The organism is Pseudomonas saudiphocaensis (assembly GCF_000756775.1).
Classification (GTDB): Bacteria; Pseudomonadota; Gammaproteobacteria; order Pseudomonadales; family Pseudomonadaceae; genus Stutzerimonas; species Stutzerimonas saudiphocaensis.
On record NZ_CCSF01000001.1, the window covers coordinates 2,947,884 to 2,969,230 of the forward strand.

Genomic DNA, 21,347 nt, shown 5'->3' on the forward strand with positions numbered 1-21,347 from the left:
TTAGTCCCCATGAATGGGGGTAGCTGCTTTACCGGAATGTGCTGAAACTGCAGTCATTCCTCGTACCTACAAATCTAATAACGAGACGAATGTAATGAACAAACAATCGATTCAGATTGCGCTTGCCTATATGTCCGTGGTTATCGGAGGCGGCTTCGCCTCCGGCCAGGAAGTGCTCCAGTTCTTCACCGGCTTTGGGATGATCGGCATTGTCGGTACCCTCGTCAGCGGCCTGCTGTTCGCTTTCCTCGGCATGCAGATTGCCCGGATGAGTTCCAAGATGCAGGCCAACTCCCACAAGGAAGTACTCTGCATTCTCTTCGGCGCGCGCGTTGGGCTGGTCGTCGATCTGGTGCTGTCGTTCTTCCTCTACGGCGTGGGCGTGGTGATGCTGGCCGGTTGCGGCTCGATCTTCGCTCAGCAGTACGGCCTGCCGCCATTGTTCGGCGGCGTGCTGATGACCGCGCTGGTGATCGCGACGTTGTGCCTGAACGTCACGCGGATCATCAACCTGATCAGCGCAGTCATGCCCTTCCTGCTGGCAATGGTCCTGCTTATCACCTGCTATTCGATCTTCAGCTACAACGCTCCGGTTGAAGTCCTCGATGCAGTCGCTCGCGAGAACAACGAAACGGTCAGCTCCAACTGGGTCGTCGGCGCGCTGCTGTACGCCTCCTTCAACATCGCGGTGGGCTTCCCGATGCTGGCGGTGATCGGGGGTTTGACCAAGCAACCCAAGGCCGCAGCGCTTGGTGGCGTGTTCGGCGGCCTGGGTCTGGGTCTGCTGATCCTGGTGCTCAACATCGGCCTGTTCGCCAATATCAACCAGTTGCAAGGCGTCGAGATGCCGACTTTGGCGCTGGCCTCGCGGATCTCGCCGATTCTCTCAATGGTGATGTCGGTGGCGCTGATCTGCATGATCTACAGCACTGCTGTGGGCATGTTCTTCGCTTTCAGCGCACGCTTTGCCAAGCCTGAGTCGACACGCTTCAAGGGTTTCAGTGCAATATCCGTGTGCATTGGTCTGGCCCTGAGCCTGGGCGGTTTCAGCAAGCTGGTTGGTACCGTCTATCCGCTGCTGGGCTATGTAGGCTTCGCCCTGATCCTTGCCATCGCTTACAGCTGGATCCGCAACCGCTCCGGTGCGACCGTCGAGGTGCAGAAGAGCAAGTTGAACCCGCTGGTTTGACCCTCGCAGGCAGCGGGTCGCCTGTCAGGGTGGCCCGCTGCCATTCGTATCCAGGAGAATGCCGATGCCGATCAAGCGCTTGCACACCGAGGTCCGCTACAGCGACATAGTGATCAACCAGGGCACCGTTTATCTGTCGGGCCAGTTGGCTGATGATCTTGCCGGCGATATCCGCCAGCAGACTCGCGAAACGCTGGCCCATATCGACCGGCTTCTGGCCGAAGCCGGCACAGACAGGTCGCATCTGCTTTCGGCGCTGATCCATCTGCGCGATCTGGCTGACTACGCAGGCATGAACGAGATCTGGGACAGCTGGCTGCCCTCGGGCGCCGCTCCGGCTCGCACCACGGTCCAGGCGATGATGTATGCGCCGCAGGTGCGCGTGGAGATCACCGTGGTGGCTGCGCTGCCGGAACGCTGATAGCTCATGCTCCGGGCGCCTAACGAAGCTTTGAAGTGTTGAAAATATCGAACGCCCTCGCCATCATAGGGGCTTCCGATTTTCGCGCTTGATTGGGGGCTCCCGTATTGGACGTCGGCGTTCGACTGCAAACCATCCGCAAGCTCAAAGGTCTTTCCCAGCGTGAACTCGCCAAGCGTGCCGGGGTGACCAACAGCACCATTTCCATGATCGAGAAGAACAGCGTCAGCCCCTCGATCAGTTCGCTCAAGAAGGTACTGAGCGGCATTCCAATGTCGCTGGTGGAGTTCTTTTCTCCGGATTTTGAGCAGGATAGCGAGACCCAGGTGGTTTACCGGGCTGGCGAACTGATCGATATTTCCGACGGCGCCGTCAGCATGAAACTGGTGGGCAAGGCGCATCCGAGCCGGGCCATCGCCTTTCTCGACGAGACCTATCCGCCGGGTAGCGACACGGGGCAGGAGATGCTCACACATCAGGGCGAAGAGGCCGGCATGCTGGTGACAGGCTCCCTTGAGCTGACGGTCAATGGCCAGATTCATGTGCTCGCAGCAGGCGACAGCTATTACTTCGATAGCAACAAGCCGCATCGCTTCCGCAATCCGTTCGATGAGCCGGCCCGGCTGATCAGCGCGACGACGCCGGCGAATTTCTAAGCGGTACTGTTCTGCCAAGCAAAGGCGGCCGGTCGCTGGGAATGCGACACAGAGTCGCTGCTGGCGCTTGTACCTTGGCTGTTTCGGCAGGCGAGGCTTGCCGCTATACTAGCGCCCGCCTGCGTTACCGTGGCCGCGGGCGTGTCTAGCCACTATGAGGGTGTAAGGTGAAGCTGATTAAGAAGATCCTGGTAGCACAGACTGCCGTAATGGCCCTGTGGGCAATGAGCGCTCAGGCTGCGACCGATGAAGCCATCGCCGAGCGTCTCAAGCCGGTGGGTGAAGTCTGTATTCAAGGCCAAGAGTGCGCAGCGGCGGGTGCCGGTGCTGCCGTTGCCGCTGGCGGCGCTGCCCGCAGCGGTGCCGATGTCTATGGCAAGTTCTGCACTGCTTGCCACTCGACAGGCCTGCTCAACTCGCCGAAAACCGGTGACTCGGCAGCCTGGAATGCCAAGGCCGAGAAGTCCGGCGGCCTCGATGGCCTGCTGAAGAATGCCATCAGCGGCATCAATGCCATGCCGCCGAAAGGCACCTGCGGCGACTGCTCGGACGACGAGCTCAAGGCTGCGATCCAGCACATGTCCGGCCTGTAAGCCGACTGTTGCATCAACAAAGCCGCCCTCGGGCGGCTTTGTCGTTTCTGCGGCGAGTGGTCAGTCGATAAAGACCACTTTGCCGTCCTCGAGGGCCGCGATACGGGCCAGGGACTCGACACGGAAGCCGGCTTCTTCCAGCTCCTGGCGACCGACCTGGAACGACTTCTCGATGACGATGCCCAGCCCGGCAATGCTTGCACCGGCCTGCTGGATGATCGAAATCAGCCCCTTGGCGGCTTTGCCGTTGGCGAGGAAGTCATCGATGATCAGCACCCGGTCGTTGGCGGACAGGTGGCGGGTGGAGATGGCGATGGTGCTCTCGACCTGCTTGGTAAAGGAATACACCGAGGCGGTGAGCAGGTTCTCGGTGAGCGTCAGCGACTGATGCTTGCGGGCGAAAATCACCGGCACACCCAGCTCCAGGCCAGCCATGATCGCCGGAGCGATGCCCGAGGCCTCGATGGTGACGATGCGAGTGATGCCCTCGTCGCGGAACAGGCGGGCGAATTCCTGGCCAATCTGTTGCATCAGGACGGGGTCGATCTGATGGTTCAGAAAGGCGTCGACCTTCAGAACCCGGTCGGAGAGGACGATGCCTTCATTAAGAATCTTCTGTTTCAGCTGTTCCACAAGCGCGCTACCTCAAGCTGGACGGCCCGGTACCGCTGGCGACTGGCGAGACTGAACAGATAAGGCGCGGTACCTGGAGGGTTGCGCCGGTTCACTTCGATCCCGTTTTCCTCGCCACCGCTTTCCGCAGCCTGGAAAAGCCGCGCATTCTCGCTCAATTTGGCCCTTTGATCCAAGCGCAGCCTTCGCTTGAGCCGCTGGCGCGACGGGTGGCGGGGATACGCAGCCCCGGCTATTGGCCTTTGTAATGGTTTCAGGTATCACTCAAGGCATTAGGCCCGTCGCTCGATGTTCTGTAGCGAACCGCCAGCAAGGCTCAACAACCCTGGAGACCGCCATGTTGCGTATCGCCATCAATGGTTATGGCCGTATTGGCCGAGCTGTATTGCGTGCACTGTTCGAACGAAATCTTGAAAACCAGATTCGTATCGAAGCGATCAATGACCTAAGTGACACAAGGGCGATGGCCCACCTGACCCGTTTCGACAGCACCTTCGGTCGCTTCCATGGTCAGGTCGATCTGCACGAAGACATGCTGCAGATCCGAGGCCAGTCGATCCGTTTGCTGCAGGAGCGCGACCCTGCGCAGCTGCCCTGGAAACAGCTGGGTGTCGACGTGGTGCTCGAATGCACCGGTAGGTTCAAGACCCGCGCGCTGGCCGAACAGCATCTGCAGGCCGGCGCCCAGCGGGTATTCGCCTCGCACCCGCTCGATGGCGCGGACCTGACCGTGGTCTATGGCGTCAACCACGAACGGCTGGGCGATCAGCAAGTAATTTCCAATGCCTCCTGTACCACCAACTGCCTGGCGCCGCTGGCCAAGGTGCTGCATGAGGCGGTCGGTATCCGCCAGGGCCTGCTCAACACCGTGCACGCTTACACCAACGACCAGAACCTGCTGGACAAGGCGCACAAGGATCTCTACCGCGCCCGTGCCGCGGCGGAATCCATGATTCCCTCGACCACCGGCGCGGCCAAGGCCATCGGCCTGGTATTGCCCGAGCTGGCCGGTCGCCTGGACGGCCTGGCGGTGCGGGTGCCGACGCCCAACGTCTCGCTGGTGGACCTGACCTTTACCGCCGAGCGGGCGCCGGGGAGTGTCGATGCGGTCAATCAGATCCTGCGCGACGGCGCTCAGAAAATGCCGCTCGGGGTGATGGAGTGCAACGACCTGCCGTTGGTCTCTCGGGACTTTTTCGGCCATTCGACCTCTTGCGTGGCTGACCTCAGCCATACGCGGGTGCAGGGTGATCTGGTCAAGGTGCTGGCCTGGTACGACAACGAATGGGCGTTCTCCAACCGCATGCTCGACGTACTGCTGGCCTGGCAGCCGCAGGGCGCCAGTTGATGACCGAGACGAATCGGCCCGGGGCCGGCGAGCAGCTGTGGGAGATGACCCTGGCGCAGTTCCGCACGGCCTGCGCCGAGCGTGCCTTGCCCGGTTGCGGCGCGGTCGCGGCGGTGGTGGCCGATTTCGGCCTGGCGCTGGTGGTCAAGGCGTTGCGGGTCAGCGAAGAGCGCGAATCTCGTGCCGAGCGAGGCGAGCTGCTGCACTCGGCCCAGGCGCTGCTCAGCAGGCCTGGCGCCTTTGCCGATGACGACGTGGCGGTGTTTCAGGGTTACCTGGATGCCGAAGGCGATGAAGCCCGGCAGGCCGCTGCCCGGCAGGCGTGCGCCGTGCCGCTGGCCACTGCCCGCGCCTGCAACGAGGCGCTGGCCATTGCCGAGGCGGCCTGGCCCGAGACGGTCGAGTCGCTGCGCTGCGATGTGCAGGGCGGCGCCTTGCTGATCGGCGCTGCGGTCGATGCGGTGCTGCTGAATGTCGAGGTTGATCTGGAGGCGCTCGAGAGCCCGAGCGCGCGTCAGGCGCTGCTCGAGATGCGGGACAAGCTGCAATCGGAAGCGCGTGCGTATGTGAATCGCATTGCCAGTAAAAACGTCTGATTGAGACAAATGATCTCATTATTCGTTGACAGGCTTCTGCCTGCTCTCTACTCTCCAGCTGTCCGAGACGAAAAGTCTCATTATAAGAAGCCGCGAGTCTGCACGCGGCCCTGAGTGGAGAATGAAGGCCTATGAGTCATCGCATCATCCTGCCGCGCCTGATGGAAATCGGCGCCGGCGCCAGTCAGCAGCTCGCCGCCGTGCTACGCGGCCTGGGCTGCAGCCGACCCTTGATCGTCACCGACCGGATGATGGTCGAACTGGGCTACGCCGGCCGTCTGGCCGATCAACTGGAAGAGGCGGGCATTCCCAGCCGCTGCTTCGCCGAAACCGAGCCCGAACCCACCGCTGCCTCGATTGACGCCGGGGTGCAGATGGTTCGCGACGGCGATTTCGATTCCATCGTCGCCCTCGGCGGTGGCAGTCCCATCGACTCGGCCAAGGCCATCGGCATCCTTGGCAAGTTCGGTGGTGAGATGCGCGACTACCGCTTCCCTCGCGATGTCAGCGAAGCCGGTCTGCCGCTGATCGCCATCCCCACCACTGCCGGCACCGGGTCGGAGGCGACTCGCTTCACCATCATCACCGACGAGACCAGCGACGAGAAAATGCTCTGCGCAGGCCTCGGCTTCATGCCCGTCGCCGCGCTGATCGACTACGAGCTAACCCTATCGCTGCCGCCGCGGGTCACCGCCGACACCGGCATCGACGCCCTGACCCACGCCATCGAGGCTTATGTCAGCCGCAAGGCCAGCCTCTACAGCGACACCCAGGCGCTACAGGCCATGCGCCTGATCGGCCCCAACCTGCGCACTGCCTTCCACGAGCCGCGCAACCTGGCCGCGCGCGAAGCCATGATGCTCGGCGCGACGCTGGCCGGCATCGCCTTCTCCAACGCCTCGGTGGCGCTGGTACACGGCATGAGCCGGCCCATCGGGGCCTTCTTTCATGTGCCCCATGGGTTGTCCAACGCCATGCTGCTGCCGGCGATCACTGCCTTTTCCATCCCGGCCGCGCCCGAGCGCTACGCCGACTGCGCCCGGGCCATGGGCGTAGCGGGCGAGGGCGATAGTGATGAGGCCGCCAACGACAAGCTGCTGACCGAACTGCACGCGCTGAACCAGGAGCTGCAGGTGCCCAGCCCCGCGCAATTCGGCATTGCCCGCGAACGCTTCTTCGAGCTACGCGAAACCATGGCAAAGCAGGCGCTGGCCTCGGGCTCGCCGGGCAACAACCCGCGCGTGCCCACGGAAGCGGAAATCATCGACCTCTACGAAACCGTCTGGAACCAGGAGTGACCCCATGCAGACCCTCGGCAACCTGATCAACAACGAGGCCGTCGCTGGCCGCTCCGAGCGCCACGCGACGGTATACAACCCGGCCACTGGCGAGCCACGCCTCTACGTTTCGCTGTCTTCGGCGGACGAAACCCGTGAAGCCATCGCCGCGGCGCAAGCGGCCTTCGACAGCTGGTCGAAGACGCCACCCCTGGTGCGTGCGCGGGTGATGTTCCGCTTCAAGACACTGCTCGAAGAGCGCCGCGACGAAGTGGCTCGGCTGATCACCAGCGAGCACGGCAAGGTCTTCTCCGACGCCCAGGGCGAAGTCACGCGCGGGCTGGAAGTGGTGGAGTTCGCCTGTGGCATTCCGCACCTGCTCAAGGGCGAGTTCTCGTCCAACGTCGGTCGAGACATCGACTCTAACTCGCTGATGCAGCCGCTGGGCGTGTGTGCCGGCATCACGCCGTTCAACTTCCCGGCCATGGTGCCGCTGTGGATGCTGCCGGTGGCCATCGCCTGCGGTAATACCTTCGTCCTCAAGCCGTCGGAGAAAGACCCGAGCGCGACCATGCTGATCGGCGAGTTGCTGGCCGAAGCCGGTTTGCCGGCCGGCGTATTGAATATCGTCAACGGCGACAAGGAAGCGGTGGACGTATTGCTGACCGACGAGCGCGTGCAGTCGGTGAGCTTCGTCGGCTCGACGCCGATTGCCGAGTACATCTACAAGACCGCCTCGGCCCACGGCAAGCGTTGCCAGGCGCTGGGCGGGGCGAAGAACCATATGGTGGTCATGCCCGACGCCGACCCGCAGCAGGTGGTCAGCTCGCTGATGGGCGCCGCTTACGGTTCGGCTGGCGAGCGCTGCATGGCCATTTCGGTGGCGGTCTGTGTCGGCGACGAGGTGGCGGACAAGCTGATCGGCATGCTCAAAAATGAAATTGGCCAGATGCGCACCGGTCCGGGATTGGGCGTCGAGCCTGAGCCGCACATGGGCCCGCTGGTCACCCGCGAGCATCAGCAGAAGGTCAGCGGCTACATCGATCTGGGCGTGGAAGAGGGCGCGACGCTGGTCTGCGACGGCCGTGGCTTCAAAAAAGTCGAGGGTTACGAGAACGGCTTCTATGTCGGCCCGACGCTGTTCGACCGGGTAACGCCGCAGATGCGCATCTACCAGGAAGAGATCTTCGGCCCGGTGCTTGCCGTGGTGCGTGTCGATTCCTTCGACGAGGCGCTGAAGCTGGTCAATGACCACGAATACGGCAACGGCACCTCGATCTTCACCCGCGACGGCGACACCGCGCGGCAATTCGAGGAAAACGTTCAGGTCGGCATGGTCGGTGTCAACGTGCCGATCCCGGTGCCCATGGCCTTCCATTGCTTTGGCGGCTGGAAGCGCTCGGTGTTCGGCCCACTGAACATGCACGGCCCGGACGGCGTGCGCTTCTTCACCCGAATGAAGACCGTCACCCGCCGCTGGCCAACGGGCATTCGTGCCGGTGCCGACTTTGCCATGCCGACGATGAAGTGAGTGGCCAGTCGAGCCGCTCCCTCTCCCCGATGGGGAGAGGGCTGGGGTGAGGGGCAGCGGGGCAGCGGCGAGATCTTCACCGCGCGCTTCATTTAAACTTTGCCGCCCTTCGGGGCGGATCTCTTATCCATCGACGTAACCGGGCTTCGATCCATGCGCAGTACCCCCCGCGAAAAAGGCTCTTCCATCACCCGCGTGCTGGAAATCATCGAGGCAGTGGCCGCAGCCAAAGACCCGCTGACGCCGACCGCACTGGCGGAAAAACTGGATATCCCCAAAGCCAGCGCACACCGGCTGGTGCAGACCCTGGAGAGCGAAGGCTTTCTGCAATTCGGCCTGCGCGGCGGGCTGCTGCCGGGCGAGCGTCTGCATGCCACGGCGGTAAACATCCTCAACAGTGGGCGGCACAAGGCGTTGCGCCAGGCGATCCTGCGCGAGCTTTCCGAAGAAATCGGCGAAACCTGCGGGCTGTCCGTCCCCGATGGGCTGGACATGCTCTATTTCGATCGGGTGCAGACCAACTGGCCGCTGCAGATCAACCTGCCCATCGGCAGCCATACGCCGCTCTGGTGCACCGCCAGCGGCAAGCTGTACCTCGCCTCGCTGCCACCCGAGCAGCTGGAGCGGGTGCTGCCGCGTCTGCAGATGCAGCGACTGGCCCGCAACACCCTCACCGATCTCAGCGCGCTGCGCGACGATCTTGCTCGCGTGCGCGAGGAGGACCTGAGCACCGACTCGGAAGAGTTCATCGACGGCATGGTCGCCTGCGCAGTGCCGGTGCGCGACGCCCAGGGGCGGTTGGTTGCCTGCCTGTTCAGCCACGCGCCGGTGATCCGCTGTTCGATGGAGCAATTGCTGGGCTTCGTGCCGCGCCTGCGGGCAGCGGCGAAGGAGCTGGAGGGGATCATCGGTGGGTAGCGGGTAGGGTGGATAACGGCGCAGCCTTATCCACCAGCTATCCACCTGCAGGCAATCGTGTTGAGGCAAACACCGCATCGGTGGAAAACGCTTTGCGGTTTTCCACCCTACGGCGTGGTTGGCATGTTCATACGTTGGGGGGGATGCCGCTTTTCACAGCCACTGTGATTCCGCTCGGAGACTGGCCACCCGTGTATCGATGAAGCGTGATCCACCCTACGCCTGCTTGAAAATTTCCGCTGTCTTCAGCGCTTCAACATCGCCCGCATCGCCGCCAGGGCATCGTTGCCGCGTGCGGCTTTCACTTCCACCGGCGCGTCTTCCTGGCCCTCCCATTCCAGATCTTCCTGAGGCAGCTCGTCGAGGAAGCGGCTGGGCATGCATTCGATGATTTCACCGTACTGCTTGCGCTTGGCGGCGAAGGTCATGGCCAGGTTCTGCCGCGCGCGGGTGATGCCGACGTAGGCCAGGCGGCGCTCTTCCTCGATGGTGTCGGCCTCGATGCTGGAGCGGTGCGGGAGTATTTCCTCCTCCATGCCCATGATGAACACGTAGGGAAACTCCAGGCCCTTGCTTGCGTGCAGGGTCATCATCTGCACGCCCTCGGCGCCTTCCTCTTCCTCCTGCTGGCGTTCGAGCATGTCGCGCAGCACCAGCTTGGCGATGGCTTCCTCGATGGTCATCTCGCCTTCCTCGTCGCGCTCCAGGGTGTTCTTCAGCGCGTCGATGAGGAACCAGACGTTGCTCATGCGGAAATCCGCAGCCTTGTCACTGGAGGTCTGGCTGCGTACCCAGGTTTCGTAGTCAATGTCCATGACCATGCTGCGTAGGGCGGCGATGGGGTCGTTCTGTGCGCATTGCTGGCGCAGGTTGTCCATGTAGCGCTTGAAGCGCGACAGGCGGTCGGTGAAGCGGCTGTCCATCAGCTCGCCGAGGCCGATCTCGTCGCAGGCGGCATACATGGAGATCTTGCGCGCGGTGGCGTAGTTGCCGAGCTTTTCCAGCGTGGTCGAGCCGATCTCCCGGCGCGGCACGTTGATCACCCGCAGAAAGGCGTTGTCGTCGTCCGGGTTGACCAGCAGGCGGAAGTAGCTCATCAGGTCCTTCACTTCCTGGCGACCGAAGAAGCTGGTGCCGCCGGACAGGCGATAGGGGATCTGGTGGTGCTGCAGCTTCAGCTCGATCAGCTTGGCCTGGTAGTTGCCGCGATAGAGGATGGCGAAATCGCTGTAGGGCCGCTGGGTCTTGAGGTGCAGGGTGAGGATTTCCATCGCCACGCGCTCGGCCTCGGCGTCCTCGTTGCGGCAGCGGATCACGCGGATCGGGTCGCCATGGCCCATCTCGGACCACAGCTGCTTCTCGAAGGCGTGGGGGTTGTTGGAAATCAGCACGTTGGCGCATTTGAGGATGCGGCTGGTGGAACGGTAGTTCTGCTCCAGCATCACCACCTTCAGTGACGGGAAGTCCTCCTTCAGCTGCATCAGGTTTTCCGGGCGCGCACCGCGCCAGGCGTAGATCGACTGATCGTCGTCACCCACCACGGTGAAGTGCGCGCGTTCCTGCACCAGCAGTTTCACCAGCAGGTACTGGCTGGCGTTGGTGTCCTGGTATTCGTCCACCAGCATATAGCGGACCTTGTTGCGCCACTTCTCCAGCACCTCGGGGTGGTCCTGGAAGAGCTTTACCGGCTGCATGATCAGGTCGTCGAAATCCACCGCGTTGTACGCCTTGAGCGTGCGCTGGTAGTGGGTATAGACGATGGCAGCAGTCTGCTCCTTGGGGTTGCGTGCGTTGGACAGCGCTTCCTCGGGCGTGACCAGGTCGTTCTTCCAGCTGCCGATGTAATTCTTGATCTCGTCGACGCCGTCATCACCGGCATATTCCTTCTGCATGATGTCGGTGAGCAGCGCCTTGATATCGCCTTCGTCGAAAATCGAGAATCCCGGCTTGTAGCCCAGCTTCGCGTATTCCTTGCGGATGATGTTCAAGCCCAGGTTGTGAAAGGTCGACACGGTCAAGCCGCGGCCTTCACCTCCACGCAACAGGCTGCCCACGCGCTCCTTCATCTCGCGCGCGGCCTTGTTGGTGAAGGTCACCGCCACGATGTATTGCGCGCGGATGCCGCATTGCTGGATCAGATAGGCGATCTTGCGGGTGATCACGCTGGTTTTGCCGGAGCCGGCGCCGGCGAGCACCAGCATGGGGCCGCCGACGTAGTTCACGGCTTCCTGCTGCCGGGGGTTGAGTCGGGACATGGTCGTTTCGAGAGGTGTCTGAGGGCGGGGCGGGAGTTTAGCAGGCTAGGGCGGCTAATACGTACGATGGAGCCTGTAGGGTGGACGTCGCTTTTTACGTCCACCACAACCACCGCCAGGTGGATCGATGAAGCGTGATCCACCCTACGCCCGCCTTACCGCACCATATGCAGGTAATGCATGTGCTTTTCGTACTGATCGAGGATATCGCCGATCACGCCTTCTCGGCTCCAGCCCATCACGTCGTAATCCTGGCCGCCTTCCTTGAGATGGACCTCGGCGCGGAAGTACTTGCGCTCGCCCGGTTCGTCCTCGTCGCTGCCGGGCACGAAACTGGGCATGGCGTAAGCACGTGGGCGCACTTCATAGATGAAGTCGGGCTCGCCTTCGTGGACGATCTCGATGCGCGTGCGGCGGTCTTCGCCCTCGCTGACGGTGACGTCATAACCCTGCTTGCGCATCTCCACCGCAACGTCCTCGCAGGCCGGGCGCACCACTTCGGTGATGAAGCGTGCCACATGGGCACGACGCGGGAACATCATCAGGTTGCGCAGGCGCCGCTGCCAGTCGCTGTAGGCACGGGGTGTGGCGGGCGAGGTAGTGATGGCCTGGTAGCGCAGGGTCTGTTTGGTGGCATCCAGTCGTAGCGCCTTGAGCAGGCCCCACATCGAACACAGCAGCGCGATGGTGAACGGCAGGGCGCTGGCGATGGTCGCCGTCTGCAGGGCGGTCAGGCCATCGGCCAGCAGCAGGGCAATGGCGACTAGCCCCATGGAGCCAGCCCAGAACACGCGCTGCCAGACTGGCGTGGCGCCCTCTCCGCCGGAGGCGAGCATGTCCACCACCAGTGCGCCGGAATCCGCCGAGGTGACGAAGAACACCACCACCATGATGATCGCGACCAGCGACAGCACGGACGAGAAGGGGAAGTGCTCAAGGAAGGCGAACAGGGCCAGCGAGCTGTCACGATCGATTGCCTCGCCCAGGGTAGTGACGTGTTCCCAGAGAATCATGTGAATCGCCGTATCGCCAAAGACGGTCATCCACAGCAGGGTGAAGGCGGTGGGCACCAGCATCACCCCGGCGACGAACTCGCGGATGGTCCGGCCGCGGGAAATGCGTGCGATGAACAGGCCGACGAAGGGCGACCAGGCCAGCCACCAGCCCCAGTAGAACAGGGTCCAGCCACCGATCCAGTCATTGGGCTCGTAGGCGTAGAGGTTGAAGGTGGCGGTGATGATCTGCGCGAAATAATTGCCGGTGTTCTGCACGAAGGTCTGCAGGATGAACACCGTGGGCCCGGCAATCAGCACCAGCAACATCAGCAGCGCACCAAGGGTGAGGTTCAGCTCGGAGAGGCGCCGCACGCCTTTGTCCAGCCCGGTGACCACCGAAATGGTGGCCAACGAGGTGGTGGCGATGATCAGTACGATCTGCACCGGAACCGAAATCGGCAAGCCATAGAGGTGGTTGAGGCCGGTGTTGATCTGGGTGACCCCCAGCCCCAGAGAAGTCGCCACACCCAGCACCGTGCCGATGATGGCGAAGATATCCACGGCATGGCCGATGGGCCCGTAAATGCGCTCGCCGATCAGCGGGTAAAGCGCCGAACGCAGGGTCAGTGGCAGGCCGTGTCGGTAACTGAAGTACGCCAGGATCATCGCCACGATGGCGTAGATCGCCCAGGCGTGAAGGCCCCAATGGAAGAAAGTGATACGCATGGCGTCGCGTGCCGCCGCCGCCGTGCCGCCTTCGCCCACCGGCGGCGAGAGAAAGTGCATCACCGGTTCGGCCACGCCGAAAAACATCAGGCCGATGCCCATGCCGGCGGAGAACAGCATGGCGAACCAGGTCAGGCTGTTGTAGTCGGGCTGGCTGTGATCGGGGCCGAGCTTGATGTCGCCGAAGCGACTAAAGGCAAGTAACACCACCATCATCAGGATGATCGCGACGGCCAGGATATAGAGCCAGCTAACGTTGGCGATGATCCACGCCTGCAGTTCGCCGAACAGGTTCTGGGCGTGGTCGGAGAATGCAACGCTGTAGATCACCAGCGCCAGAATGAGAACGGCCGAGCCGTAGAAAACCGGTGGGTTGATGGTCGAAGGGGAAGACTTTTGGGCCTCCATGCTGCGCTCCTTGTATGACTAGTGGGGAGTGGCCGCCTGTGGCGAAAGGGGGCGCAATTTAACATCACTCATTACTGACCGGCCTGTCTGAAAACAATTACCTGTTCGAAGCATAGACCGCTAATAGTCGGGGTCGCTCTGAAGATATGCGTCAGCTGACCTGAGTTCCCGGACGGTATTGCAGAGCTTCGGCCAGATGCTGGCGGGCTATGGACGGGGTCTCCTCCAGATCGGCCAGGGTTCGTGCAACCTTGAGTATCCGGTGTGCGGCTCGTAGCGATAGACCCAGGCGTTCGCAGGCGCGTTCCAGCCATTGTTGATCTTCGGCGCTCAGTACGCAGTGGCTGCGTAGGCCGGTAAGGTCCAGAAAAGCGTTGGCGCAGCCTTGGCGTTCCTGCTGGATGCACCGTGCGCGGGCTACCAGGGCGGCGACCGTTGCGCTGCTTTCGCTCGCTATTGGCGCGGCGCTGAGGGACGTGGCCTCGCGAGCGACGGTCAGGTGCAGATCGATGCGATCGAGCAACGGTCCCGAGAGTTTGCCGCGATAGCGCTGGATCTGATCAGGCGTGCAGCGGCAGCGACCGCTGGGATCGCCAAGGTAGCCGCAAGGGCAGGGGTTCATCGCCGCAACCAACTGAAAGCGTGCTGGGAAGCGCACCCGATCACGGGCGCGGGCGATCACGATATGACCGCTTTCCAGGGGCTCACGCAAGACCTCGAGCACCTTGCGGTCGAACTCGGGCAGCTCGTCCAAAAACAGCACGCCGTGGTGAGCCAATGTGATCTCGCCCGGTTGTGGACGGCTGCCTCCACCCACCAGTGCCGGCCCCGAAGCACTGTGATGGGGCAGGCGAAACGGCCTTTGCGGCCAGTGTTCCAGTGGTGATTGGCTGGCAACGGACTGGATTGCCGCGACTTCCAGCGCCTCCTGCTCCTCCAGTGGTGGCAACAGACCGGGCAGACGACTGGCCAGCAGTGTTTTGCCGGTGCCTGGAGGGCCGCTGAAAAGCAGATTGTGTGAACCGGCTGCAGCAATCAAAAGGCCGCGCTTGGCCGACAGCTGCCCTTGCACATCGGCAAGATCGGGGTAGGGCAGCACCTGCCGCAATAATCCCTGGGCCTGGTAGGCGGCGATGGGTGTCTGGCCGCTGAAATGCGCGGCAACTTCCAGCAGGTGCTCGGCGGCGTAGACGGTCAGCCCTGAAGCAAGACTGGCTTCTTCGGCATTGGCCCGCGGGACCAGCAGTGCCCGGCCTGCTGCACGCGCTGCAAGGGCTGCTGGCAGTACGCCTTGCACGGGGCGCAGGGAACCGGAAAGTGCCAGCTCACCCAGGCATTCGATGCCCTCCAGGGCGTCGGCGGGAATCTGTGCGCTGGCGGCAAGAATGCCGAGAGCAATGGACAGGTCAAAGCGACCACCATCCTTGGGCAGATCGGCCGGGGCCAGATTGAGGGTGATGCGCCGCGCGGGGAAATCGAAGCCGGAGGTGAGGATGGCGCTGCGCACGCGGTCCTTGCTTTCCTTGACGGCGGTTTCCGGCAGGCCCACCAGGGTCAGGGAGGGCAGGCCGTTGGCCAGATGAGCCTCAAGCGTGACGGGTGGCGCTTCCACACCCACCTGGGCGCGGCTGTGGACGATGGCCAGGGACATTCGATCACTCCTTGATCGTGTCGCCGCTGCTGTTACTCGGTTGCAGGCGGCGAGAGTTTTTCTTCCAGCTCGGCGACCTTGGCCTCCAGCGCTTCCAGACGTGCACGGGTGCGTGCCAGAACGATCATCTGGCTATCGAACTCGTCGCGGCTGACGACATCGAGCTTGCTCAAGGCGCTCTGCACGATGCTCTTGAAGCGGGCTTCTATTTCGGCGTTGGGCAGGGGCGTTTCGCCATTGAACAGGCGTGAGGCCTGGGAACCGATGGCGTCGAGCAGGGCTTTGGGCGGGAACATGGCTTCACCTGTTTCTGAGTGGTGGGCAGTTTAACACGCATGCCGGCGGGCGGTTTTTGCAGCCACGCACGATTAGTGGGCACGGCGTCGTGCAGGCGGTTCGATCTGGTGCACGGTTTCGCTTGGAATGTCTGAATGCCCTTTGAAAAGCCCCGGCAGCGACGATTTTAAAGAATTGGCATCGATCCTGCTTTGGCACTGGCGACGCCCATCCAAGGGATGGTGCGCAGGTGATTCGGGATGTTTTGCCAAAGCGGCTGAAGGTGTCGGAACGAGGCCGGATTGCAGCGGCGCGTTACAAGAGCCGGACACTGAGCTTAGACTTGTCCTCGGGTTCGTACTTCTGGGGCAAGTCCACCTAAACGGGAGAAGTTTTTCATGAAACTAGTTACTGCCATCATCAAGCCGTTCAAGCTGGACGACGTCCGCGAGTCATTGTCGGAAATCGGCGTACAGGGCATCACCGTCACCGAGGTCAAAGGCTTCGGTCGGCAAAAGGGGCACACTGAGCTGTATCGCGGTGCTGAGTACGTCGTCGACTTCCTGCCGAAGGTGAAGATCGATGTGGCAATTGCCGACGACCAACTCGATCGGGTGATCGAGGCGATCACCAAGGCAGCCAACACCGGCAAGATCGGTGACGGCAAGATCTTTGTCGTCAATCTGGAGCAGGCCATCCGCATCCGTACCGGCGAAACCGATACCGACGCGATCTAAGCAAGCCCTCCGAACCCCACGCCCCAGGAGTGAACACCATGACTCTGCGAAAAATCGCAGGGCTAGGAGCCCTTTTGTCCCCGCAAACCCCAGGTACGCGCCTGGCGCTGGCGACAACGCTCGAATCAGGAGGTACGCCACGGAGGCGCAGGGCGCATGGCCCGCTGCTGTTCGTGGCCATTCCCTGTCTGGCGAGCGCCCTCTGTGTCTCTACTCGACTGCTGACCTTCGCTGATACCGCTGCTGCCGGTGGCCGCAAGCGCCTGCACGGTTTCGCCCTGGGTGACGCTCTGATTTCCCTGATCCGCCCCGGTATCCCCATCCGCGGCTCGACCTGAGGCAATCACGCCAGAGTACTGGCCGATAGAAACCCAATTTCAAGAGTACGAACCCCCGGAGTCAACACCGGGGTCTGGAGCCGGCTTGCCGCTCGAAAGGCGGCTCGGCGACGACCGAATGGCGCGAGATGCGCAACAGCAAGAGGTGACACATGGACAGCACAGCACTGATACCCGTCCAGTACGGGCTCGATACCTTCTATTTCGTCCTTTGCGGGGCCCTGGTGATGTGGATGGCGGCCGGTTTTGCCATGCTCGAATCCGGGCTGGTACGGGCGAAGAACACCGCCGAAATCCTCACGAAGAACATCGTGCTCTATTCGTTGGCATCGATCATGTACCTGCTGATCGGCTACTACATCATGTACTCGAGCCCCGAGGGCGGCATCCTGCCAAGCCTGGGCTTTCTGATCGGTGACGAGCACGCGGTGGATGTCGTGGCCGCTGGCGGCGAAGATGCGCCGTATTACTCTGCGCGTGCCGATTTCTTCTTTCAGATCGTCTTCGCCGCGACCTGCATGTCGGTAGTCTCCGGTGCGGTGGCTGAGCGCATGAAGCTCTGGGCCTTCATCGCCTTCGCCGTGGTCATGACCGGCTTTATCTACCCAGTACAGGGCTTCTGGAAATGGGGCGGCGGCTTCCTCGATGTGGCTGGTTACATGGATTACGCCGGTTCGGGCATCGTGCACATGGCCGGTGCCGCTGCTGCACTGGCAGGTGTTCTCCTGCTCGGAGCGCGCAAGGGCAAGTACGGCCCCAACGGCCAGATCAACGCCATCCCTGGCGCCAACCTGCCGCTGGCAACCCTCGGAACTTTCATCCTGTGGATGGGCTGGTTCGGTTTCAATGGTGGCTCGCAGCTGCGCATGAGCACTATTGAAGACGCCAATGCCGTCGCCCAGGTCTTCACCAATACCAACATGGCTGCTGCCGGTGGTCTGGTGGCGGCGCTGATTACCTCGCGCGTACTGTTTGGCAAGTCTGATCTGACCATGATCCTCAATGGCGCCCTGGCCGGCCTGGTAGCAATCACCGCCGAACCGCTGACCCCGTCCGCGCTACAAGCCACTCTGATCGGTGCAGTGGGCGGTGTGCTGGTGGTCTTCAGCATCCTGGGCATGGACCGACTGCGTCTTGACGACCCGGTAGGCGCCATCTCGGTACACGGTGTGGTCGGCATCTGGGGTGTACTGATCGTTCCGGCAACCAATGCCGATGCCAGCTTCGCCGCTCAGTTGCTGGGTGTCGCCTGTATCTTCGGCTGGGTGTTCGGTGCCAGCCTGATCGTCTGGGGCATCATCAAGGCGGTAATGGGTCTGCGGGTGTCCGCCGAGGAAGAATACGAGGGCGTGGACGTCGTCGAGTGCGGCCTCGAGGCTTACCCGGAGTTCACCAGCAAGAGGTGATTTGCGAGTCATCCAAAGGGCGCCTTTCGGCGCCCTTTGTTTTTTCTGTCGTCGCGTTAGAATGCGCCCGTTCAGTTGCGAGGGCGCTTTCCCCATGTGGCAGCAGACGACCATCAGCTTGCGCCCGCGCCCGCGAGGCTTCCATCTGATCACCGATGAGCTGGTTGCGGCCCTGCCGGAACTGCAGCAATACCGGGTTGGTCTGTTACACCTGTGGCTGCGGCACACCTCGGCATCCTTGACCGTCAACGAGGGCGCCGACGCTGCCGTCCGCCGTGATTTCGAACGCTTCTTCAACCAGCTGGTGCCGCAGGGGGTGGGCGGTTACGAGCATGATTACGAAGGGCCTGACGATTTGCCTGCACACTTCAAGGCCAGCTTGCTGGGCTGTCAGTTAAGCGTGCCGATAGCGCAGGGGGCTCTGGCGCTGGGCACCTGGCAGGGGATCTATCTGGGCGAACACCGGGACCAGGGCGGCTCGCGGCAGGTGATTGCAACGTTGCACGGAATGGTGAGTTGAATTTTTTCTTGCGAGAGCGCCCAAAGCGTATCGCTGGGCTATAACTACCGCTGGCTAGGCATGAGGTTGGAACATGAGTGACGAAGAACTAGAACAAGACGATCTGGACGTTGAAGAGGGCGACGAAGGAGACGAGCTGGATGCAGCCGACCCTGGCGATGTTGACGACGACCATGAGGGCACCGACAGCGAGCGCGTGACGCCGACGCCGAAAAAGGCCAAGGCCAAAGCCGTTGAGCTCGAGGAGCTGCCCAGCATCGAAGCCAAGCAGCGCGAGCGCGAAGAGCTGGCACGGGCCATGGAAGAGTATCTGGCCCGTGGTGGCCGGGTGCAGGAGGTCGAGCCCAACGTAGTTGCCGACCCGCCGAAGAAGCCGGACAGCAAGTACGGCAGCCGGCCTATTTGAGGCGCTCCCCTGGGTCTTTTCGAGATTGAAACCGATGCCTGACCGATGGCATCGGTTCTCCCTTGTGGCGTCGGCCGTTCGCCACGAACGGCTCAACGACGCCCGCACTGTGTTTTGTCCGGCCTCACGGACAGATCATTCGCCCACCGCTTGCACACTGATCTTCGTCATCGACCGCGGGACTCTGCATCCGCACCGTGGCTTCGGAGCTGATAACGAAGCCTGAGCGGCTGCGGCAGACAGCCTCGTAATTGGAACTGGTGGCGCGCGAAACGTCACGGAAGCTGGCTGACTCCTTGGTTGCACGAGCACGATCGACAAATCGGGAGCCCGAACTGAGGAGGCGATCTACCATCGGCACGATCAGCCTCATGCAGTATTGCACGCGAATTTTCAGCAGATTGGCGTCCTGCAGGGGCAGGCCGGCGTCGTCGTCCTGGCTATACATCAGGCTGCTATTGGGAATCGCCTTGCGCTCTTCGCCGTCGCCGAAAAGATCGCCGTGGTCCTCTCCGTAGGCAGCGAACATGGCGGTGCTGGGGCTGATACGGGTGACCAGGACGAAGTTGTCGACCTCGGTGGCAGTGCGCTCCATGCGCTCGTTTTCGGGGAACTGGCTGAACATCGGGTACATGCCGCGCAACAGCCCACGGCGTATGTCGGTGTATTGGGCGCTATTCATCGAGGCGATGCGCGCGGCCTGGAAGGTGGCGTAGTTCAGGCCGTTTTTAGCCGAGTAGATCAGAGCAGCCTGCACGGCACCGAAGATGAGAAGAATCAGCACCGGGATGATGATGAGAAATTCGACCATTGCCTGGCCATGCTGGGGACCCCGTGGCTTCACGGAGTGGCCTCCAGAATTTGCCGGGCGCGCTGAAGCGCACGCTCGGCATGTGGCGTCTGGTCACTCAGGTAGCGCTGCATCTCGCTGGCGGTCAGGCGGGCTTCCCGAGTCTGCACCTGCAGCAGGTTATGCCAGGCGCGTGCATGCTGTGGGTCGCGTAACAGCGCGTCGCGGTAACTGTTGATTGCGCCATTGTTGTCGCCCAACCGCGCCAGGCTGTTGCCTTGCTGATAGCGCACGCCCGCATCGGTGGGCATGGCTTTGGCCAGACGGCCGTATAGCTCCTTTGCGCGAGCGTAGTCCCCGGCGCCGTAAGCGCTGTCGGCCTGACGCTGCAGCTCCACCAGATCACTGCTGGGCAGGGTTGCGCACCCGGTCAGGGTGAGCACGACGATTAGCGATAGTGCGCGCATTGCACGATGTCTCCAATGTGAATGCCCAGGCGCTGGCACTCGCCGGCAGCCAGCTCGATCACGCTGCGCGCCGACAGATGCAGGCTCAGATTCCAGGGCTTTAAGGTGTGGCGAATGGCGATAACGCGCTGCTGGCTGTCCAGGTACAGCACGTCGATGGCAAAGCGCATGAAGAAGCAGTGCACCGAATTGCACGGAGCAATCCACAGGCCGGTCGCCGGTGCGAGACGGCCGCGGCCGAGCAGGCCCTTGAACCGTGGCCAGAGGGTAAAGGCAGGCTCCAGCTGCAGGGCGAGCATGCGCCCGTCACGGCAGCGCACCTGCGCCGCGATCATGCTTCACCCATGAACTTGACTACGATGGGGAACAGCAGGATGACGAATGTCAGCGGGAAGATGAACACGATCAGCGGGATGATCAGCTTCACCGGCGCCTGCATGGCTGTCTTCTCGGCGCGCTGAAAGCGCTCTTCCAGGCGCTGCTGGGCCTGGATCTGCAGCGTGGTGCGCAGGCTGCTGCCCATCTTCTCGGCCTGGATCACCGAACGCACGAAGGTCGAGACGTCCTTGAGGTTGACCCGCTGCTCCATCCGCGAGAGCGCTTCGGCGCGGGGCAGGCCGGAGCGGATGTCCCGCAGCACGATACGGAACTCGTTCTTCATCGCGCCGTTGGGGCCTTTATCCACTGCCTGCTGAAGTGCGCCGAGAAAGTTCAGGCCGGCGTCCACGCACATGGTCAGGTATTCCAGGAACACCGGCAGGTTGCGGATGATGTCCTGGTCGCGGCGCTTGTGGGTATCGGCGATCCACATCACCGGCAGCAGCGCCCCCAGGACAGCCATCAGGGCCACCACCGGCCAGATGATGCCGCTCTTGCCGGTGGCCATCGGCAGGATCGCCAGCAGCGGCAGCAGCAAGCCCATGGTCAGGCACAGGGCCACGAAATCCTCGGCGGTAAGCACGTACAGCGCGCCGGTCTTCTGCAGGCGTTCATCGACCTTGTCCAGCAGCCGGGGCGGCAGGTTGCTGCACAGGAAGTGGTTGAACAGGCGCACCAGTGGCCAGATCGGGCGCACCCAGCTGGGCACCGGGTCCATGTAGGCGCGGTTTTCCTCAGGCAGCAGGGAAATCAGAGAAATCAGCAGCAACAGGAAACAGGTAACGGTGATCCCCAGGCTGGTGCTGCTGAGCAGGGCCAGTAGTTCGCTCAT

General features: G+C 62.4%; 23 protein-coding genes. 14 read left to right on the top strand and 9 right to left on the bottom strand.

Annotation, left to right across the window (positions count from 1 at the left end):
* Positions 1–94: 94 nt before the first annotated feature.
* From BN1079_RS13645 to BN1079_RS13660, 4 genes are all read left to right on the top strand, one after another.
* Complete coding sequence (locus BN1079_RS13645; RefSeq protein WP_037025293.1) at positions 95–1,189, top strand: YkvI family membrane protein; 1,095 nt, start codon at positions 95–97, stop codon at positions 1,187–1,189.
* Positions 1,190–1,253: 64 nt separating this feature from the next.
* Entirely contained in the window at positions 1,254–1,610 is a 357-nt protein-coding gene (locus BN1079_RS13650; RefSeq protein WP_037025298.1) for a RidA family protein, read from the top strand.
* 107 nt (positions 1,611–1,717) lie between these two features.
* The gene (locus BN1079_RS13655) at positions 1,718–2,266 is read left to right on the top strand and encodes a cupin domain-containing protein (protein WP_037025300.1); all 549 of its coding nucleotides are present in this window, start codon (positions 1,718–1,720) and stop codon (positions 2,264–2,266) included.
* Positions 2,267–2,433: 167 nt separating this feature from the next.
* On the top strand, positions 2,434–2,859 hold the full coding sequence (locus BN1079_RS13660; RefSeq protein ID WP_037025303.1) for a c-type cytochrome: 426 nt from the start codon (positions 2,434–2,436) through the stop codon (positions 2,857–2,859).
* 60 nt (positions 2,860–2,919) lie between these two features.
* Here the strand turns inward: BN1079_RS13660 and BN1079_RS13665 are convergent, their stop codons facing one another.
* On the bottom strand, positions 2,920–3,492 hold the full coding sequence (locus BN1079_RS13665) for a xanthine phosphoribosyltransferase (RefSeq protein WP_037025305.1): 573 nt from the start codon (positions 3,490–3,492) through the stop codon (positions 2,920–2,922).
* 337 nt (positions 3,493–3,829) lie between these two features.
* Between BN1079_RS13665 and gap the strand changes: the two genes are divergently transcribed.
* The 5 genes from gap (at position 3,830) to BN1079_RS13690 (ending at position 9,162) form a co-directional block, all read left to right on the top strand.
* On the top strand, positions 3,830–4,840 hold the full coding sequence (gene gap, locus BN1079_RS13670; protein ID WP_037025306.1) for a type I glyceraldehyde-3-phosphate dehydrogenase: 1,011 nt from the start codon (positions 3,830–3,832) through the stop codon (positions 4,838–4,840).
* Positions 4,840–5,436 (top strand): cyclodeaminase/cyclohydrolase family protein, encoded by a 597-nt coding sequence (locus BN1079_RS13675; protein WP_037025307.1) that lies wholly within the window; start codon positions 4,840–4,842, stop codon positions 5,434–5,436. The genes gap and BN1079_RS13675 overlap by 1 nt, the downstream gene beginning before the upstream one ends.
* A 131-nt stretch (positions 5,437–5,567) precedes the next feature.
* Positions 5,568–6,734, top strand: a complete 1,167-nt coding sequence (locus BN1079_RS13680) for an iron-containing alcohol dehydrogenase (protein ID WP_037025309.1) — start codon at positions 5,568–5,570, stop codon at positions 6,732–6,734.
* Between the two features lie 4 nt (positions 6,735–6,738).
* Positions 6,739–8,244 (top strand): CoA-acylating methylmalonate-semialdehyde dehydrogenase, encoded by a 1,506-nt coding sequence (locus BN1079_RS13685; RefSeq protein WP_037025310.1) that lies wholly within the window; start codon positions 6,739–6,741, stop codon positions 8,242–8,244.
* 153 nt (positions 8,245–8,397) lie between these two features.
* Complete coding sequence (locus BN1079_RS13690; RefSeq protein ID WP_037025312.1) at positions 8,398–9,162, top strand: IclR family transcriptional regulator; 765 nt, start codon at positions 8,398–8,400, stop codon at positions 9,160–9,162.
* Positions 9,163–9,407: 245 nt separating this feature from the next.
* Here BN1079_RS13690 and rep read toward each other — a convergent pair whose 3' ends face one another.
* The 4 genes from rep to BN1079_RS13710 all read right to left on the bottom strand — a co-directional run bounded on the left by rep (position 9,408) and on the right by BN1079_RS13710 (position 15,493).
* Positions 9,408–11,417, bottom strand: a complete 2,010-nt coding sequence (gene rep, locus BN1079_RS13695) for a DNA helicase Rep (protein WP_037025313.1) — start codon at positions 11,415–11,417, stop codon at positions 9,408–9,410.
* A 155-nt stretch (positions 11,418–11,572) separates the two neighbouring features.
* Entirely contained in the window at positions 11,573–13,546 is a 1,974-nt protein-coding gene (locus BN1079_RS13700) for a BCCT family transporter (protein WP_037025314.1), read from the bottom strand.
* 151 nt (positions 13,547–13,697) lie between these two features.
* A complete protein-coding gene (locus BN1079_RS13705; RefSeq protein ID WP_037025315.1) occupies positions 13,698–15,197 on the bottom strand; it encodes a YifB family Mg chelatase-like AAA ATPase in 1,500 nt (499 codons plus the stop codon).
* 32 nt (positions 15,198–15,229) lie between these two features.
* Complete coding sequence (locus BN1079_RS13710; RefSeq protein ID WP_037025317.1) at positions 15,230–15,493, bottom strand: accessory factor UbiK family protein; 264 nt, start codon at positions 15,491–15,493, stop codon at positions 15,230–15,232.
* Between the two features lie 378 nt (positions 15,494–15,871).
* Here BN1079_RS13710 and glnK point away from each other — a divergent pair, with 378 nt between their 5' ends.
* From glnK to sutA, 5 genes are all read left to right on the top strand, one after another.
* On the top strand, positions 15,872–16,210 hold the full coding sequence (gene glnK, locus BN1079_RS13715) for a P-II family nitrogen regulator (RefSeq protein WP_003096476.1): 339 nt from the start codon (positions 15,872–15,874) through the stop codon (positions 16,208–16,210).
* 74 nt (positions 16,211–16,284) lie between these two features.
* Positions 16,285–16,548 carry an Hcp family type VI secretion system effector gene (locus BN1079_RS17625; protein WP_139053063.1) on the top strand — a complete coding sequence of 88 codons (264 nt, stop codon included), beginning with the start codon at positions 16,285–16,287 and terminating at the stop codon, positions 16,546–16,548.
* Between the two features lie 152 nt (positions 16,549–16,700).
* A complete protein-coding gene (locus BN1079_RS13720; protein ID WP_037025318.1) occupies positions 16,701–17,954 on the top strand; it encodes an ammonium transporter in 1,254 nt (417 codons plus the stop codon).
* 94 nt (positions 17,955–18,048) lie between these two features.
* Complete coding sequence (locus tag BN1079_RS13725; RefSeq protein ID WP_037025320.1) at positions 18,049–18,474, top strand: secondary thiamine-phosphate synthase enzyme YjbQ; 426 nt, start codon at positions 18,049–18,051, stop codon at positions 18,472–18,474.
* A 73-nt stretch (positions 18,475–18,547) separates the two neighbouring features.
* Positions 18,548–18,880, top strand: a complete 333-nt coding sequence (gene sutA / locus BN1079_RS13730; RefSeq protein ID WP_037025322.1) for a transcriptional regulator SutA — start codon at positions 18,548–18,550, stop codon at positions 18,878–18,880.
* Positions 18,881–19,004: 124 nt separating this feature from the next.
* Here the strand turns inward: sutA and BN1079_RS13735 are convergent, their stop codons facing one another.
* From BN1079_RS13735 to BN1079_RS13750, 4 genes are read right to left on the bottom strand one after another with little or no spacing between them, the layout of a single operon-like run.
* A complete protein-coding gene (locus tag BN1079_RS13735; protein WP_037025325.1) occupies positions 19,005–19,724 on the bottom strand; it encodes a TadE/TadG family type IV pilus assembly protein in 720 nt (239 codons plus the stop codon).
* Positions 19,721–20,137: a tetratricopeptide repeat protein gene (locus BN1079_RS13740; RefSeq protein ID WP_037025327.1), complete on the bottom strand. Its 417-nt coding sequence runs from the start codon at positions 20,135–20,137 to the stop codon at positions 19,721–19,723. Before BN1079_RS13740 ends, BN1079_RS13735 begins: the two co-directional genes overlap by 4 nt.
* Positions 20,119–20,472, bottom strand: coding sequence for a DUF192 domain-containing protein (locus tag BN1079_RS13745; protein ID WP_037025329.1), 354 nt, complete (start codon positions 20,470–20,472; stop codon positions 20,119–20,121). Before BN1079_RS13745 ends, BN1079_RS13740 begins: the two co-directional genes overlap by 19 nt.
* Positions 20,469–21,347 carry a type II secretion system F family protein gene (locus tag BN1079_RS13750; protein ID WP_037025332.1) on the bottom strand — a complete coding sequence of 293 codons (879 nt, stop codon included), beginning with the start codon at positions 21,345–21,347 and terminating at the stop codon, positions 20,469–20,471. The genes BN1079_RS13745 and BN1079_RS13750 overlap by 4 nt, the downstream gene beginning before the upstream one ends.